At 43.6% G+C, this 18,307-nt stretch carries 12 protein-coding genes; 5 read left to right on the forward strand and 7 right to left on the reverse strand.

What is annotated here, in order from left to right; genetic code table 11:
- The 5 genes from QO189_RS09210 to QO189_RS09230 all read left to right on the forward strand — a co-directional run.
- Window positions 1-4,653 (forward strand): beta strand repeat-containing protein (locus QO189_RS09210; protein WP_371532510.1); only part of this gene is annotated, 4,653 nt, incomplete at its 5' end.
- A 175-nt stretch (window positions 4,654-4,828) separates the two neighbouring features.
- Window positions 4,829-6,709 (forward strand): hypothetical protein, encoded by a 1,881-nt coding sequence (locus tag QO189_RS09215; protein ID WP_371532511.1) that lies wholly within the window; start codon window positions 4,829-4,831, stop codon window positions 6,707-6,709.
- A gap of 332 nt (window positions 6,710-7,041) precedes the next feature.
- The gene (locus tag QO189_RS09220; protein WP_371532512.1) at window positions 7,042-8,586 is read left to right on the forward strand and encodes a TolC family protein; all 1,545 of its coding nucleotides are present in this window, start codon (window positions 7,042-7,044) and stop codon (window positions 8,584-8,586) included.
- A 115-nt stretch (window positions 8,587-8,701) separates the two neighbouring features.
- Window positions 8,702-11,074, forward strand: a complete 2,373-nt coding sequence (locus QO189_RS09225; protein WP_371532513.1) for a type I secretion system permease/ATPase — start codon at window positions 8,702-8,704, stop codon at window positions 11,072-11,074.
- 2 nt (window positions 11,075-11,076) lie between these two features.
- Entirely contained in the window at window positions 11,077-12,246 is a 1,170-nt protein-coding gene (locus tag QO189_RS09230; RefSeq protein ID WP_371532514.1) for an HlyD family efflux transporter periplasmic adaptor subunit, read from the forward strand.
- Window positions 12,247-12,360: 114 nt separating this feature from the next.
- Here QO189_RS09230 and QO189_RS09235 read toward each other — a convergent pair whose 3' ends face one another.
- From QO189_RS09235 to QO189_RS09265, 7 genes are all read right to left on the reverse strand, one after another.
- Complete coding sequence (locus QO189_RS09235; RefSeq protein WP_371532515.1) at window positions 12,361-13,122, reverse strand: hypothetical protein; 762 nt, start codon at window positions 13,120-13,122, stop codon at window positions 12,361-12,363.
- Between the two features lie 129 nt (window positions 13,123-13,251).
- Entirely contained in the window at window positions 13,252-14,202 is a 951-nt protein-coding gene (locus QO189_RS09240; RefSeq protein WP_371532516.1) for an acyltransferase, read from the reverse strand.
- Between the two features lie 208 nt (window positions 14,203-14,410).
- A complete protein-coding gene (locus QO189_RS09245) occupies window positions 14,411-14,953 on the reverse strand; it encodes a redoxin domain-containing protein (protein ID WP_371532517.1) in 543 nt (180 codons plus the stop codon).
- A gap of 187 nt (window positions 14,954-15,140) precedes the next feature.
- Window positions 15,141-16,028 (reverse strand): glutathione-dependent disulfide-bond oxidoreductase, encoded by an 888-nt coding sequence (yghU, locus tag QO189_RS09250; RefSeq protein ID WP_371532518.1) that lies wholly within the window; start codon window positions 16,026-16,028, stop codon window positions 15,141-15,143.
- 70 nt (window positions 16,029-16,098) lie between these two features.
- The gene (locus QO189_RS09255) at window positions 16,099-16,752 is read right to left on the reverse strand and encodes a DsbA family protein (protein ID WP_371532519.1); all 654 of its coding nucleotides are present in this window, start codon (window positions 16,750-16,752) and stop codon (window positions 16,099-16,101) included.
- Between the two features lie 107 nt (window positions 16,753-16,859).
- Window positions 16,860-17,417: a carboxymuconolactone decarboxylase family protein gene (locus tag QO189_RS09260; protein WP_371532520.1), complete on the reverse strand. Its 558-nt coding sequence runs from the start codon at window positions 17,415-17,417 to the stop codon at window positions 16,860-16,862.
- 447 nt (window positions 17,418-17,864) lie between these two features.
- Entirely contained in the window at window positions 17,865-18,155 is a 291-nt protein-coding gene (locus QO189_RS09265) for a putative quinol monooxygenase (protein ID WP_371532521.1), read from the reverse strand.
- Window positions 18,156-18,307 lie beyond the last annotated feature (152 nt).

Below are 18,307 nucleotides of genomic sequence, written 5' to 3' on the forward strand. Positions count from 1 at the left end.
GATCTGATTACCTTTTTAAGAGGTGATGATGGTGCCGATGGTCAGGACGGCGTTGATGGCGCAGATGGTGCCGACGGCCAGGATGGTGCAGATGGTCGATCTGCTCTTGAGCTGTTGATTGCAGTGGGCGAATTACCTGCAGATGCCACTGTCGATGACTTTATCGAATACCTAAGAGGTGATGATGGCATCAATGGCGCAGATGGTGTCGATGGTCAGGATGGTGCAGATGGTCGATCTGCTCTTGAGCTATTGATTGAAGTCGGTGCATTACCAGAAAATGCCACCGTTGATGACTTTATCGAATACCTAAGAGGTGATGATGGCGCAGATGGTGTCGATGGGGTCGATGGTCAGGACGGTATTGACGGTGACAATGTTCCTTTTGTTAATATATTAGAAGGAGATGATGCCCTTATCACTGGTTCTGATTTGCTTGAGACAGGTAGTATAGCAGTTGCTATAGCGCTGACAGATGACGCTCAAGTAGATGATATTCTGACCGTCAATGGCATTGATACTGTTATTACTCAAGACATGATTGATAATGGCTTTATTACTTCTGTAGATATTCCAGCACAAGGTCAGACATTGTTTGTTAGAGCCACAATCACATACCAAGATGGTACTCAATCAGGGACTGGTAAAGACTTTGCGAGAGTTGGTGATACAGAAGCCCCCATTCTAACAGTCGATGCCATTGATAATGGCCCAGACGAGGATGGTAACGGTGAACCGGATAGTACTACGATTACAGGGACAACCGAAGCAGGGGCTATCGTTGGTGTTGATATTAATGGAGACGGAAGGGCTGATTTTGTCACCTTGGCAGATGCATTAGGTAATTTCTCAGTGACAATCGAACCTGCACTGGATGAAGGTCAGCAAGTAGATGTTACTGCTACAGATGCTGCAGATAATACTTCTGAACCACAGGTAGTTATTGGCTTAGGTGACACTATTGCACCTACTAATCCTACCATTACTGCCCCGCCACCCAATGGGCTTAACGGTACGTACAGTGAAGAGGATTTGAATGCAGATGGTACCGTTACTGTCTTGGTTGAAGTGCCTAATGATGCTCAACTTGGCGATACCTTAATTGTTAATGATCAAGAAATCTTAATAACTCGAAAAATACTATTTACTGGTTACTCGCTAAATGTTGATCCTGGCGATAGAGTGACGGCCAGTATCAGAGATAAAGCGGGTAATGAAAGTGGTACTGTCATTGCAGATATTAGTGTTGATAGTACTGCGCCTTTAAATGCGCCGGTTATCACTGACAACGTGGCCAATGATGGCAGTGGCGATTTGCTAGATCCTCCAGAAATCATTGCAGATTTTGGTATTACTAATGACAATACCCCAGGTGTCATCGTACCTACCGATCAAGTGGCTAATGGCACACCGCAACTGGTCGTCGATGGAGAGGTAGTAGCGTCAACTTCTGTGCCAAATGGCGATGGTAGTGTAACTTTGACGCCCTCCCAGCCACTTGCAGATGGGGAGCATGACTTGACCTACAACATCAGAGATAGTGCTAACAACGTCAGTGGTAATGCGCCTGTCGAAACCATCATAGTAGATACCACTGCACCCGGAGGAGAAGATGGCGCAGCTCAACCGCTACCAGTCGTTATCATTCCTGAAGCTGCTGGTGGCGTAAATGCGACTGAGTTTGCAGATGGTATCCAAACTCAGGTAACGTTACCAACAGGTACTTTGGTAGGCGATATTGTCACGCTCACCATAACGCCAGAGATTGGCACAGCCATTACCGTTGACTATGTAGTGACAGCAAATGATCTTGATGTCAACGGTGGCAATGGTACAGCAGATATCACCATTCCAAATGGTGCAGGCGGCATCAGTATCAATGGCGCTTATAGCGTAGTGGCGACAGTAGCGGATGCTGCTGGTAATGTCAGTGCGCCAAGTGTGGCTGTCGATTTTGATTTAAACGCAGATTTCATCGCTCGCGATGATCTGGACGACTTGGATCTAGGAGCATTACAGGTCACCTATTACGGTCCAGTCAGTGGTTCTGATTTAGACATACTTGGTGTTGGAGAAGGGACGGGTGGTGTAGACAGCAGCCTCAACTTTACCGTGAATGCAGGCGCAAGTGGTACAGTCAGTATTGAAGTCAGTCAGACAGCGTTAGTCGCAGTAGCAGATGCGATAAATATAGAAGTTTATAATAGCAATGGAGATCTGGTTTATGTTGGTACGACAGGTGACGACCCACTGATAGGTGATGTGCTCGGTTTCGAGTTACTAGGGTTAACTGGTAATGATACATTGACCGCAACAGTCTCAGGTCTAACTCCAGATAATTATACGGTCGTGGTACGTAATGATCGTAGTACTCTCGAAACTTTAATCGATGATATTACCTTGGAAGAGTTAGGTGATGCAGGGGTTGTACTTGGTCCTGACAACCAAGAGGCTGTGCTGGATGCTGTTGAAGCTGCACTTAATGACACTCTTGGACTAGGTTCAGATTTAGGCTTAGGCCTAGGATTGAACTTAGGCTTAGACTTGAGTTTGGGTGTGGGAACTTTGGTTAGAGGTATTCTCGAAACTACCTTAGATCTAACCACAGATATAGGGGCTGGTGAACTGGTCGGTTTGCTGCAAGAAAGCGCAGTATTAAATACATTGCTCGGCGGGGTGATTGATCCTGTGGTCGATGCATTGGCCGAAGCACTACTAAGTAATACTTTGACATTACTTCAAACGACGGATATCACTGCCACAGTGACTGAGTTCGATTATGCAGATGACACTGTCATTGAAGGAAACGTCATCAATCCTGATCCATTGGTAGTAGGTGAACCAGGCGAGGATGACGTGCTTGGCGGCGTACTGATTGATATTGATAGTAATAATACTGGATCCGAGCCTACTTCGCAGACAGTTGGTAATGTAACGACATTCACGATACAGGGTCAGTACGGTGTTTTGGTTATTGATTCCAATGGTGGTTATACCTATACGGCGAACGGCGATTTTGCATCATCAGGTCAGACAGATACATTTACCTATACAGTATCTGATGGGGATGTCAGTGATACAGCAGAGTTGGTAATCAATCTCGATGCAGTCGTTGATACGACTCCGCCAGATACCCCAACGATCGATGTGCCTATCGCTGGCGATAACGTCGTTAATGCTACCGAAGCTGCGGCAAGTTTTGCGGTCACAGGTACGGGTGTTTCAGGCGATACGATTACCTTGACTGATGGCTCAAATAACATTCTCGGTACGGCGATTGTTGATGCGCTTGGTAATTGGAGTATCAACGTTGATGAAGCAGAAGTGAGGGCAATGGGAGAAGGCGCTGAGCAGTTGAGCGCTACTGCAACAGACCCTGCGGGCAACGTAAGTATTATCGCTGCGACAGCTACTATCACTGTTGACACGACTGTGCCAGTGGCGTTTGATAATGACGTTGCACTGGATATAGGTTTCCAGACATCGACTACTAATGTAGCCTTAAAGAGTACTACGGTAGGAGGACTACTTAACCTTGGTTTGCTTGCAGATACCGTAGAGGTAAGCGCGCTGAGTAGTAGTAATGTTCTTTCTTTCAATGTCGCTGAAAACACAACTAGGCAGGTAACGGTTGATGGTCGTGGAAGTGCTCTTGCAAATCTAAGTGTTTCTGGAGATCGTGATTTTGATCTTGTGGTATATAAAGATAATGGAGACGGTTCTGCTACATTAGTCCAAACAACAGAGGATTGGCTGGTTTATAAAGCAGGTATTGGATTCTTGGCACCTTCATGGAGTGCTGCTGACCTTGTATTACCGGAGTTTGAAGGTGGCGGAACGTACTATGTCACGCTCGGTAATGATGGCGGACTTCTAGATGTTTCGTTATTGAGTGGTCTTAGACTTGAAACAAAATCAGACGTCATTACCAATTACACCCCACCTGCTACCGTTAATGCTTCGGCAGGTGGGAATGTCATTACCGACATAGGTGATGATGGTGCAGACGTTATTACAGCCGGAACGATCGTGTCAGTAGTTGACGGCATTGGAGTAACCACAGGAACACAGATCACTGGAGACTATGGCGTACTTACCATTAACCAAGATGGTAGCTATACCTACGTAGCCAATACTGATTTCACGGGCACGTTTGGTGATGTTGATCGCTTTGAGTACACGATTACGGCACCAAATGGCGAAATATCTATCGCAAATCTAGATATTACGCTTGATTACAATACAGATAGTGGGGCGTTTGCTGCACGTAGCGTGATACTAGATGACACCTTCACACTTGGCATTGATGATGCTATCGAACTTCCTGATACATCATTAACCACCTCAAGCGAAGGTTTCGAAATTCTTAGCTTTGAGGGCGCAGATCAAGTGATTAGCCTATCTGATATGATGCAGCCCGATATCATTGATATTAGCGGTATTGGTGCTAATACGTTGAATGTAGCAGCTAAAGACATTAATTCCGCGATTTATGTCAGAGGCGATAGTGACGATACAGTCGATCTAGAAGGGGATAGTTGGTCAAGTGTTGGACAGACTGTCTCAGAAGGTGAGATATATGATGTGTGGCAATCAGGTGTTGACACCTCTACGCAGATCTACATCGATACTGATATAGTTAATATTATCTGATACCCGCCAATCGTATTTTAATATTGAAAACGCTTCCGAAATGGAGGCGTTTTTCATGCTATTTATTTAGCTGTTTTAAGATATAGTTAATAGTGCTTCAGAGGTTTCATATAATTGTTTTATTTTTTAAGTTAAAAATATTAGAAAGTAAAAGACTATAAAGGATAATAAAAACATGGATGAATGTATAGACTCGACTGTCTTAGTGAACCATTTGAAAGAAAATATCTCAAAAATTTATGACAACTGGTCAAAAACACATATTAATCAAATAAATAACAAGAGTGGAGTAAATGTCATTTTTGATACTCTACTTAATACCTTTGTGTTATCCGTATCCGATGGCTACGCAAGAGCCAAAACGGTGACATTTTTTATAGATGGTTTAGTGAATATAAATGAAGCAAGTCGTATTAATGATTTTGCTGATTTTGAAAAAATACTCCCTATCATTATTACAAAAATTACTAATTTATCATCTAAGTTTGAAGCGCCTATCGCTTGGCTTAGACTTGAGTGGATCAATCAGGCAGCACTTACGACTTGGTCAAGCTTTGAGCAATATGTAAAAAGTTTTAAACGCAATTACTATCGCTCAGGAGTTGCGTTCAAAGGAGTACGTGAGCCATGGTTGTTGCTTACTGAGATGGAGTTAAATGCCAATGCATGTCTGTATTTAGGCAATAGTGTCGCTCATGCTGGTGTCAATATCCACAATCTGACAACTTACGTGAGAGCGCGTCATGGCAGTAGTCAAATTCCAGATTTTAGCGATGATTTGCCTATTGTCAGCTTTAATACGGCAGGTGTGTTTATAGATGGAAAGACAGGAGGATTTCATAATCTTGAGACTCAGCCGCGTTGCAAAGGTCATCGTAAGCTGTTGCCACTATCGGCAGAAAATATTCAGCCTATCATTGAGATGTCTACACAGTATCTTGCTAGACAAGTAACGCACACAGGCCGATATGTATATGGGTATTTCCCTTGCTTTGATCGGATGATACAGACTTACAATAGTCTACGCCATGCCAGTAGTACTTATGCGTTGATAGAGGGTTATGAGGCGTGCCGTCGCTTTGGTAGTGATTTTGATGACGACTACAGCACGCAATCAAGTCAAGCTTCAGCGATGCTAGCTAAGCTGACGTTGTCTGAAATGCACATTAATATCGACAAAGCCATGAGCTATCTGATTGATGAGCTTATTCAAATATACGATGATAAGGCCTATGTCATAGATACAGGCGGAGAGATCAAACTGGGTGCGAATGCTGTGGCGATATTAGCAATCGTCAAGTATTTGCAGGTCTTGCCTGATATGCCGTTTGCAGACGACTACCGTGCATTGGCCACTAAGTTAGCGATAGGTATCGTCGCGATGCAACAAGATGACGGCAGCTTTGTGCACGTATTACATCGTAAAGACCTAACACTAAAAGCGAAACACCGCATTATTTATTATGATGGAGAGGCTGCATTTGCAATGATGCGCCTATATGGTTTGACCAAAGATGAGCGTTGGCTTGACTGTGTCACGCGAGCCTTTGATTATTTTATAGCAGCGAAGCACCACCAAGCCCATGACCATTGGCTGTCTTACTGTTCAAACGAGCTGATTATTTATAAGCCTGAAAAAAAGTATTTTCGTTTCGCGGTCAATAATATCGCAGGGTATATCGACTTTATCAAAAATCGCATCACCACGTTTCCAACCTTACTTGAGCTATGCATGGCGTTTCACAAAATGCTATTAAAGCTAGATGATTATCCAGAATTTCACGATGTGTTAGTAGACTTTGATATTCAAAGCTTTTATCAAGCATTACATGTACGCGCCAATCACCTCATGAATGGTTTTTTCTTTCCAGAAATGGCTATGTTCTATAAGGCTCCGCAGACCATCTTGCACGGTTTTTTCATCCGTCATCATTCATTTAGAGTGCGTATTGATGACGTGGAGCACTATCTATCAGGATTAATCGCGTATCAGCGTTTTTTGAAAAGCGCAGATTATCCAAAGCTTGCTAGTAAAAGCGCCAAAGCTATTAAATAATTATGATTGATGCTGAAGATTTCGCTATTGATCACTTTGACTTCACTATTACAGTCATTGATTTTTTGAAAAGTAAATTCACAGCGATTTTTTAGATCACTAATTTTGAATATAGTAAAAAAATACTACTATCGAGAATTTATTCGAAAAAATAGCATTTAAAATATAGACTTAAAAATGCTGATTGATTCTAATTCTCTATAAGGAATAAATAAATATCATTTTAGTTATTATCTGATTGTCTTATCACATAAGTTTTAGTAAGGTTTAATGAATAGACACTAAACAGCGCATCAAAAAGATGTTCATAATGCTGACCACTGAAACTGAATATGAAAAATACGAGTTACCGAAAATATCTCTCTTATAATCTGATATCGCGTCAGAAGACTGCTTTTTTGGCAGCGTGTTTGTCTTTTACCATACCTGCCAAAGCAGCGGTAGAAGATTTACAGATCAATAATTTGGTTGCGCAAGCGATTCAGACGCATCCTTTGGTGGGGTCGGCACGCGCGAGTCAACAAGCAACCACAGAAGGTATCAGCGCGGCCAAGTTAAATCTGTTGCCAACGCCAAGTGTCAGCTCAGGTTTTGATAGAGACAATGATTTTGTCTCACAAGTGACCCTACGCCAGCCTTTATGGACGGGCGGCAAGCTCACAGCAGATGTCAATCAAGCCATATTTGATGATAAAGCTGCCGTGGAATATATCTACGAGCAACAAAATTTAGTCGCCAAAACGACCATTGATGCTTGGCAGAGCTACATTCAAGCTGTCGCAAAACAAGCCGTCCATGTCGATAATCTAAAAGAACTGGGTGATTTTGAAGCCATGATGCAGCGCCGCGTTGGCCAAGGGGTATCGGCTAGGATTGAGCTTGATCTTGTGACCAACCGTATCCTGCAGGAGCAGACGGCTTATCAAGCTGCTGCTGAGCAGCAACGTATCGCCGCCGCTCGGCTTGAGCAAATTATCGGTCAGCCGTTGTCTCAAATGAGTGCGATGAGCATACCGAACATCAAGGTACTGGTAAATCAAGCCAAGCAGCAATCTGTCGATTTTGAAAAAATGGCGTTTGATCGAGCAGGTTTTTATAACCCTACTGTTGTAAAAGAGCATTTCCAGATTGAATCTGCCAAGCAAGGTGTCGAATCGCAAAAAGCTGCTCAATATCCCACCGTTTATGCTCAGTACGAACATGCTTACTATCACGAAAATAACGAAAACGATGGCAAGTTTTCATTAGGTTTGAGTTATGCACCCGGTGCTGGATTTTCCAATTTTGCGCTAGCACGCGCCTCACAAGCACAGGTCAATAGCCTAATACAGAATCAAGAAGCAGCACGCCGTAATGTGATAGAGAACATTCAAGTACAGTACCAGCAGTTTGTCAGTGCAAAAGATAGAGAAACGTCATTGGTCGCTGCCGTCGCTGGTGCACAGCTGGTGGTCAGCTCGTATCGTCGGCAGTTTATTGCTGGGCGAAAGTCATGGCTAGAAGTACTCAATGCCGTTCGTGAGCACAATGATTATCAAGTACAGCTGGTACAAACTCGGGCAGAGATGCTGGGTGCATTTTATCGACTGCAAGTAGATTTTGGCATCATGCAGTGGCAGCAGTTTTCTCATAATCGTCAGCCAGTCACTCTATTTAGCCCCAAAAATTCGGTCAAACAGTGGCTCAATAAGCAAGAGAATAGCAGCAACATGAGTCACGAGTTTGGCTACGGAGACAATATAGCAGAAGAGCAGTATATCGAGATTAGGCTACCAGCGACTGCCGAGCAAGATTTGGATAATGGTCACTATCTCATGTTGAATGAAGACTACAGTATTACGCCGATAATTGAACAAAAGAGTATGGTAAATAACTAAATAGGTAAGTCATAGAAAAGCGTAGATAGCCATTTCTCGATAACAATGACTTTAGTGTTTTTCCTAGATTATCTTGAATATAGCAACTGTCTAAAAAATGAAATAAGCGAGTGATATGAGTGCACATTTGCAGAAGACAACGTCTGAATCTGTTGATCACAGCAATGAATTACCACTGTCTGAACAGGTTGATCTGACTGAAACGCTGACCGATGCGATCAAGCACTTGCTCGGGCAACAGGGCTATCCAGTAGATAATATAAGACTCCATGATATCGTTGAGCGTCATAGTGAGCTATCGGATAGACAAGGTCAAAGCATTCATGAGTTAGGCGGTGTCATCGCTGTGTTACAAGGTATTGGTATTAATGACACACCCGAGATATTAGAGCAGCCCGATGCGGCTTTTTTGCCCTTGCTGGCGTATCAGTCGGCGTTAGGCTGGGGCGTCATCGACAGTCAAACCCCGCAAAAAATCTGGAACTTTAGACAGTCAAACCAGCAAGTACATGTGCGCGCCAATGAGCTGTCGTTGGTGTTGCGTATTCGCCTAAAAGAAGATCATATTCAGCAGCGCAAAGCCTCATTTTCTGACTTGCTAAAATCTGATTTGGGTAATTATAAAGGCATTCTCGTTGAAGCTGTTATCGCCACTTTTCTGATTAATATGCTGGCGTTGGCAGTCTCCTTGTTTTCTATGCAAGTTTATGACCGTGTCATACCAACACGCAGTGAGTACACGCTTATCATTTTGGCAAGCGGTGTGCTTTTGGTCATTTTATTTGAAGCGTTTATGAAATTTTCGCGTTCAAAGATTATGGATAAAGTGGTGGTCGGTCTCGATCAGTATCTGTCTCGAGAAGTGTTCCAGCGTCTACTCAAAGTACGTATCGATCAGATGCCAGGGTCAGTGGGCTCTATGGCAGCACAATTACGTGGCTACGAGCAAGTGCGCAGCTTTTTTACCGCCAGTACGCTTTTTGGCTTGGTCGATTTGCCGATGACCATTATTTTTATTACCTTGGTGGCTTTTATTGGCTCACCTTTAGTAGCTGCCGTACCAGTGGTTGCAGCGATGATCGCGATTACGATGGGACTGATTGCGCGCAAACGCATTGATGCCATTGCAGCAGAAGGCGCGACGGCTTCTTATTATAAAACAGGTCTGCTAGTCGAGGCGGTAGAAGGTGTTGAGACTATAAAGGCGGGGGCGGGTAGTTGGAAATTTCTTTCGCGTTGGCTTGATGTGATGGATGTGACTATCAAAAACGACTTGGACATGAAGCATGCCAATGATAATCTCACGTATTTCACACAGATGCTGCAGCAGGTCAGTTATGTTGGTATCGTGATTGTTGGCTCATTTGTCGTGATGCAAGGTGACATGACAATGGGTGGACTGATTGCCTGCTCGATATTGGGTGGTAGGGTACTCGCGCCCGTTATGGCGATACCCAATTTATTAGTACAGTATGCTCATGCCAAAGCCGCTAAGATGAACATTGAGAGCCTATTTGCCCTTGAGCAAGACAACCAAGGCGTGGCTTACCCATTGTCACCCACACATATTAAAGGTGGCTATCAGTGTGACGGTCTGGTATTTAACTATAAAGACAATGACCGCCCAGCCATCAACATTCCACAGCTATCGATAAAACCGGGCGAACGCATAGCGATACTTGGACCTATTGGCTCAGGAAAATCGACACTATTAAAGGTGCTGGCAGGATTGTATGCACCGACCAAAGGCCGAGTGTTGTTAGATGGTCTTGATATACATCAAGTCAGCCGTGAGACGCTCAGTGAGCGTCTGGGTTACTTGCAGCAAGACCATCGATTGTTTCAAGGGACTCTGCGGGAGAACTTATTAATTGGTATGGCAGCGCCCAATGATGATGTTCTACAGGACACGCTACATAGAACCGGACTCATCAATTTAGTATCGAGCCATTCTAGCGGCCTTGACTTGCCGATTAGTGAAGGTGGTAAAGGGCTGTCAGGTGGGCAAAAGCAACTGGTAGCATTCACCCGTTTGCTGCTGACCAAGCCGGATGTGTTTTTGCTAGACGAGCCGACAGCATCTATGGACAATCGCCAAGAGCAGCGCTGCTTGCAGGTTTTGCGGCAGGAACTGACTCAGGGACAGACATTTATTGTGTCTACCCATAAGACCGCATTGCTTGACTTGGCTGATCGCATCATTATCATGGACAACCAGCGCATTATTATGGATGGACCAAAACAGGCCGTACTCGATGAGCTGAAAAAAAACGAGCAAGGAAAACAAAAAGTCACTGCACAACAAAGTAATAAAACAGCGCACCAAACCAGTCGCCCAGCAGCTAAAGTGAAACCAAATCCTACTGTAGCTCAGCAACCAGTAACTAGGCAGCAATTGACTGACCCAAAAGTAAAAGGGCTTGAGGCGACGAACAATAGCGTACAGCCTAGCAGCGCCAAATTCTCAATAGACGATCAAGGGAAGTAGGTATGTCATCGTATAAATACACACCCACCAAACCCAAAGTTGGTCAAGCCAGATTGAGTATTTGGGTCGCTTTGATTGGTATTATCATTTTGATCGTATGGGCGTCGTTTGCCAAGATTGATCAGGTTACCCGTGCCACTGCAACAGTGATTGCAAGCGCGCGGACGCAGGAGATTCAAGCATCAGAAGGCGGTGTGTTGACAGATCTAGCGGTTGTCGAGGGTGAAGAGGTCAAAGCAGGTCAGCTGCTTGTGGTATTAGAAGAAGAGCGTGCTAAAGCAGCGGTGGATAATTCTGCCTCTAAAACAGCGGCATTAAAGGCCAAATTGGCAAGGTTAAATGCCGAAATTTTTGAAACACCACTGGTGTTCCCTAAAGACGTACAAAGTTATCCTGAGTACGTACAGAACCAAAGAGCGCTCTATAACCGTCGGCGTCAGGCCATTAATGAAGATGTCTCTTCTCTCGAAAAAATGCTGGTACTAGCGCGCCAAGAGCTTAGCATGAACGAGCCATTACTCGAATATGGCGATGTCAGTCAGGCCGATGTCATCAAGCTGAGTCGGCAGGTCGCTGATATTGAAGCGCAAATCAACAATAAGCGTAACAAGTACTTTGAAGAAGCACAGGCGGAAATGACGAAAGCTCAAGAGGAGCTGGATACAGAACTTGAGCAGTTACGAGATCGGGCACAAGTGCTAGAAGAAAAGCGTTTGATGGCACCGACAGAAGGTAAGATCAAAAATATCAATGTAACGACCATCGGCGGTGTGGTTAAACCGGGCGAGGTGATTATGCAGATTCTACCGACCAGTAGTGATTTGGTTGTCGATGCCAAGGTCAGCCCTGCTGATATTGCCTATGTTAAAGAAGGTCAGCAGGCAACCGTCAAACTCGATGCCTATGACTACTCTATCTTTGGGGCCATGAATGGCACGGTTAGCTATATCAGTCCTGATACGCTCATGGAGCAAACGCCCAAAGGAGAAGAACCCTACTATCGCGTATTGATTGTGATACATGGTGCTGAGTTTGCGGGCCGCGGTGATGAGATCGTCATCAAGCCCGGTATGACAGCCTCTGTCGATATCAAAGCGATGGAGCGTACCGTATTGTCTTATTTGACTAAGCCCATTACCAAGACCTTATCAGAAGGTTTGGGTGAGCGCTAACAGCTTAATATTGAGTATTTACCAATGAGATTGAAAAACCCCAGTTAATTGCTGGGGTTTCTTTATATAAAGGCATTTGGCTTTATTGTGCTACTTCTCATAAACCTTCTACTATTAGTTAGAGTTTTCACGAAGGTTTTGGCTATCTTTGATGTTCGCCTCATTTCTCAACTGCTGCTGCTTATCAATTTTTTGCTGATTGCGTTTTTTGACTTCATTGATAGCGGCGCTCAGCTGATCGTTGATTTCTTCTACTTCAGATTTCGCTGAGAGGTAATCTTTAGCTATTTGCGTCTCGTTTTTGTTTGTGGGCACATCCATCTCTAGTAGACCTGCATTGTTTTTGAGGTTCTCTAGATTAGTATCAGCACTCGTTATAATTGGTTGAGATATTTCATCTTTTTGAGCTTTTAGACGTTTATTTTCTTGGGATTGATCTTTGACATCTTGAGTCAATTTTGCGGAGGTATTGGGAGCTTTTTTAGGGTTGCTATCAAGATTATTATCAAGGTTGCTATCAAAATTGTTAGAAGCTTGAGAAGACATCGTTTGTGTAGTTTCTGAGATGGTTGTTTGCGCATCATTGCTGGTTGAATTGGTTAAGGCAGTGCTTTTATCGAGGACATTAGTGTCCGCAGGGCTATTATCGAGGTTGTCGAGTGTCTTAGTAGTGGTGACAGTCGTAGTATAAACTTTATCAGTAGGTGGGAGGTTGATACTATTAATAGCAGCGGGTTTGGCTGCATTCACACCATTGTTTGCTGTTTTTGCTGTATCCGCTTGATTTGTGTTGAGATAAAACATAAGAAAAGCCCCAGCATGTACCAGTATTGCAAGGCATAACGCCCAAAACCATTTTTCACGAAACTTCATCATTAGATGGTTTTACCTTTCTCATATTGGTACGTGCTGAACACCTCGAGGTTATCAAATAATAAGGATTATTGATATGGGGAATCAATTGAAAGCTTCTGAACTGAGTATTTTGAACCGAGCACTTTTATACTAGGCGTCTTTGGTCTCAAATTCAGCAAGCATGTCTGTGATTAGCTGATCTTTTTTGTGCCATACTTGCTCGACCCAGTCAAACATCTGTGCTTTTATCGCGTCATCTGTTTCATAACCGCCATTTTTAATCGCAGTAAATAAGTCTTCAGGTATCTCGATATGACGCACATCGACGCCTAGTCGTTTAATATTGCCTTTCCATAAGTCACTATAAGTGGGTATGCCGTCAGGATAGACAATCGTCATGTCCAAGATACCGTCGATCTCTGAGCCCAGGGCGCTCAAAGCAAGTGATAATCCGCCAGCACGGGGCTTGAGCAAATGCTTATATGGTGAGTTTTGTTTGTCACGTTTGCTAGGGGTGAAGCGCGTTCCTTCCAAATAATTTAGCAAAGTAAAAGGCTTGTCTTTTAATAGCGCGCAGGCTCGTTTTGCCTCTTCGATGTCTTTACCTTTTAGAGCAGGATTTTTGGCAATGGCTTCTTTAGAATGTCGACGCATCATGGGGAAGTCAAGAAAGTAAAAAGCCTGACCAATCACCGGAATATAGATAAGCTCAAACTTTGTAAAAAAGCGCGTCAATGGTAGGCGTTTTTCACTGATATATTGCATGATGCTGGTATCGACCCACGATTGGTGGTTGCTCATCAGTAGGTATTGACCGTCTGTGTGTACATCATCAGGCAAGCTGATACGCCAGTCTTTACGCGGCAGGACATTGTCGATAACGGCATTGTTACTGTTGATCCAATAGTTGGTGACATCGATAACGGCTTTGTCAGCGATAGCCGCTCCAGTGATGGCTTTGGCAGCGCCCATTATCCATACAGGAGGTCCTGCCAAGATACTATTAAAGGTAATCACGCCAGTTGCTGTGGTGAGTGATGCAGCTTTGCCCAATTTTGGGGCGCGTTCATGTAGTTTTTGAACGATTGATTTCAATCGCATAGTAAGTCCTTTTTCTCATACCAGTGATGAGGTATTGATAATATTACTGCATGATTTTAGCAGAAATCAATCTCAGTGTACGAGTGTTAACAAAAAATAATAAACAGCCGCTTTAATGAAACGCATTATTTTTGCCATAAAAAAGCGTACCAAGGCATGACCTTGATACGCTTTTTCCAAAACTATCGCCCATAAAAATTAGGGCTATTTAGCCATGCATACCACGGATTGGATAGTTGTTCTCTGGTTTTCTGACGAACACCAAGCCATCCGCTAGAGCTTCAAGGTCTGGTCTAGAGAATGGTGCATTTGAGAGATCAACGATTTGTATCTTGCCTTCACCGTTTATGACGAATACAGCAGGCTCTGCAAATGGATGATCCGTTTCTTTCGCTGAACGTGGATCAGAGATATAAAGCCCTAGCGTATTCATCTGATCGATAGTCAGACCATAAGCAATAGGGAAGCTGATATCTAATTCTTCTAAGTGTCCTTCTAGCTGCTCTTTACTGTCGCCAGACACGGCAATGACATCGATACCATTGTCATAGAAAGACTTTTTCACAGTCTCTAACGTATTTAAATATTTTGTACAGATTGGGCAGTGCTTGCCACGATAGACAACCACCAGCTTCCAGTCATGACCGTTCGCAGGTTTGCCAAGTTCTGTCATCTCTCCATCTAATAGCTGTACCTCCATTTCAGGAAAAGCAGCACCAGCTTTGATTTTTTGAGCGTAATTATTTGACATAGTTGTTATCCTTTTTAATAGCATTTTATGATGAGTATGTTTTGAACAATCTTACTTTAGCAGTCTTAATTGTAAAAGTATGGGGTGTTTACAGTGCTCCAAAGTAGCAATGGGAAAAGTTAACATTACCCTGAACATTGTCCAATAAGACTACTTAAGTAAGCGAGTAAATAATAGACAAAGGCGTCTATTTGTTTGGTTCTTCAGTGGTATGAGCATTTAGTTTGTCTTGAGTTTTTAGCTCAAAATCTGACGCATCATGACGTTCATGGAGTTGCTCAGAGGGTTTGCCCCAAGTGCGGTTGACCTTGCGACCGCGTTGTACAGCAGGGCGCTCTAAAATCTCTTTTGCCCAGCGGTGTACGTTTTTATAGCTTTCAACTTGTAGGAACTCTCCTGCACCGTAAGCCTCGCCAAGTATCAAATTGCCATACCAAGGCCACGTGGCGATATCGGCAATCGTATACTCATCGCCGCCCAAATAGCGATGTTCTGCCAGCTCTCGATCCAGTACATCTAACTGACGCTTGACTTCCATCGTAAATCGATTGATAGGATACTCAAACTTCTCTGGTGCATAAGAGTAGAAATGTCCAAAACCGCCACCCAAGTAAGGGGCAGAGCCTTGCAGCCAGAAGAGCCAATTCATGACTTCAGTGCGTGCAGCGGCATCTTTGGGGAGCAGTTGTCCGAACTTTTCAGCAAGATAAAACAAGATAGCACCACTTTCAAACACACGGCTACCAGTCTCTGTATCAAACAGCACTGGGATCTTTGAGTTGGGGTTAATCTCAACAAAACCTGATGAGAACTGTCCGCCTTCACCAATCTCAATAAGGTGCGCGTCGTACTCGGCTTCTGTTACACCTAAAGCCAGCAACTCTTCAACCATAATGGTGACTTTTTGGCCATTAGGCGTACCCATTGAGTAAATCTGCAAAGGGTGTTTGCCACGAGGTAGTTCTGCTTCGTGCGTGGCGCCTGCGATAGGGCGGTTGACGCTTGCCCACATACCGCCGCTTTCTGCATCCCACGTCCAGATACTGGGTGGCTCGTAATGATTAGAATTTGACATAATGAGGATACCTTTTTATAGACTGTGCTCAGTAGGGTGCGATTGATAAATTGAATCCGGTTTATGGTTTTTATTCTGACATCTCAGTCAATTGCTCAATAATATTTTTATAGTTTTCTACGTCTTGTGCGCCGCTCACTAAATGGCGACCGTTAAAGATAACTGATGGCACGCTTTGAATACCTTGCTGTTTTGAATGCTGTACGGACTCACGTATCACATCGGCAAAGCGTTGATCTTCGATGACTGCGAGCGCCTCAGTACGATCGAGTCCAATATTGGCGGCGATATCAGCAAGCACAGCGCTGTCAGCTACATTGCTATTATCAACGAAGTGCGCGACAAACAAGGCTTGTTTTAGGTCGTGCATACGTCCTTGCTGATCGGCCCAATGCAGCAACTGATGGGCATTAAACGTATTATAAGTACGAAACTCATCGGTAAATTGGAAGTTAAAACCAGCTTCTGCACCTGCCGCTGTCATTCTAGCTCGGCTCTCTTTAACGTCCTCAGCAGTCGTACCGTACTTCTCCATGATATGCTCACGATAGTTGCGTCCTTCAACTGGCGTGTTAGGATTTAGCTCAAACGGATGCCAGTGAATCTCATGCGGCGTGTTGGTTTGTTTTAGTGCCTCCGCTAGTTGACTGTAGCCAATAGCGCACCAAGGGCATACAACGTCGGACACGATATCTATTTGCAAGGGTTTTTTGACCTGTTCCATAGGATCTCTCATTAGCTATCAATTAATATGAAAAACTGCTGCCCGACGATGTTTCGAACAACAGTATGGAAACATCAAATGGACAGTATCAGCGTTCGCTGCAAGACTTATTGGTCAGCTTTATGCCATTCGAATTTCTGGAATGGTTTGTCGATTGGGGTATTAGCTAGGTGATTCGTGTAGTTGCTCATGACTTTTTGAGCCGTACCAAGAATGACTTCTAAGATCTGACGTTTGGTATAGCCTGCGTCCAAAAATGCTTGAACCGCGCTATCATCAACGTTACCACGATTACGTACGACAGAAAGCGTGAAATCACGTAAGGCTTCTAGGCGGGCGGTTGGTAGCGGCGTTTCATCACGTAGTGCATTAGTGATGGCGTCATCTACTTTCATGCTCTTAGCAATACCCGTATGCGCAGGCACACAGTAATGGCAAGCATGTTCAACATTGATGGTTTGCCATACGACAGTGGTCTCTTCATCATCAAAACTACTGTTCAGGAACAACTCATGAAGACGTTGATAACCTTCTAGCAGACCTGGCGCTTCAGCCATGACAGCATGTAGGTTGGGCACCATACCAAAAGCATTGATAGATACGTCAAGCAATGCTTGGCTTTCTTGTGGGGCGCTTTGTTTATCGTGAAGCGTAAATTCCGTCATAATGTTATTCCTAATCATAGGTTTGAGATTTGGTGTGTTTTAGATATTTATGCTGGTTAAGTTTATTTGCTGATTTATATTTAACGATTAAATTGAGCGTTCACTCAAAATCAGACATATTGCTTTGTAACTGAGTCAATGAAACCACTATAAATGATATTGAACAGTCGCTCAATATTTATTTGAGTAATCGTTCAAATAAATTGTAACGGTGAAATTATATTTCTATCTTCTGTGGGGTTTATAGTAATAATATCAGTGGTTTGAGAAAGTCGCACTTTGTAAACGGAGACGTAGTAACGAATGTCGTCAAGCTAATGAAGCAAGTTAAATGATTACGATGCGATCTTATCAACCAAAAACCACTCGCCAAAAAAAAGAGCACAGTAGCGCTCTTTTTAATATAAATATTCCTATGATCTAATTCTCATTGAGTGATTATAGGGATTAAGCAATTTCTGTCATCTCATTTAGTATGAAGGACTCAATAGCGCCTTCTGTTGCGGCTGAAAAATCTTTTAAGTGTTGGTTTTCCATATGTATTTGCCACAGCTCGCGCGTGGCCCAGCTTTCATGAAACATGAAGTGAGCAGGGTTGTCGTTATCTTGGAACAGGTTATACCCAAGACAACCTTCTTCATCACGCGTAGGTGGTATGAGTTTTTCGAGCTCAGCCTTGACTAGGGCAATGCTGTCATCTTTGGCAGTGATATTGGCAATAATCGTTAATATAGACATGTTTAATCCCTTGTTATCGTTAGTTAGTAGGATGGGTAGAGTAGCCTGTATGGGTATGCAATCTACTATATCGATGTACAGCATAAGATAAGTTATTACTTGAACGACCGTTCATTTATAGTTATAGTATTTGTCAGACCATAAACAAACTT

It is taken from the genome of Psychrobacter sp. Arc29, from assembly GCF_041431175.1.
Classification (GTDB): domain Bacteria; phylum Pseudomonadota; class Gammaproteobacteria; order Pseudomonadales; family Moraxellaceae; genus Psychrobacter.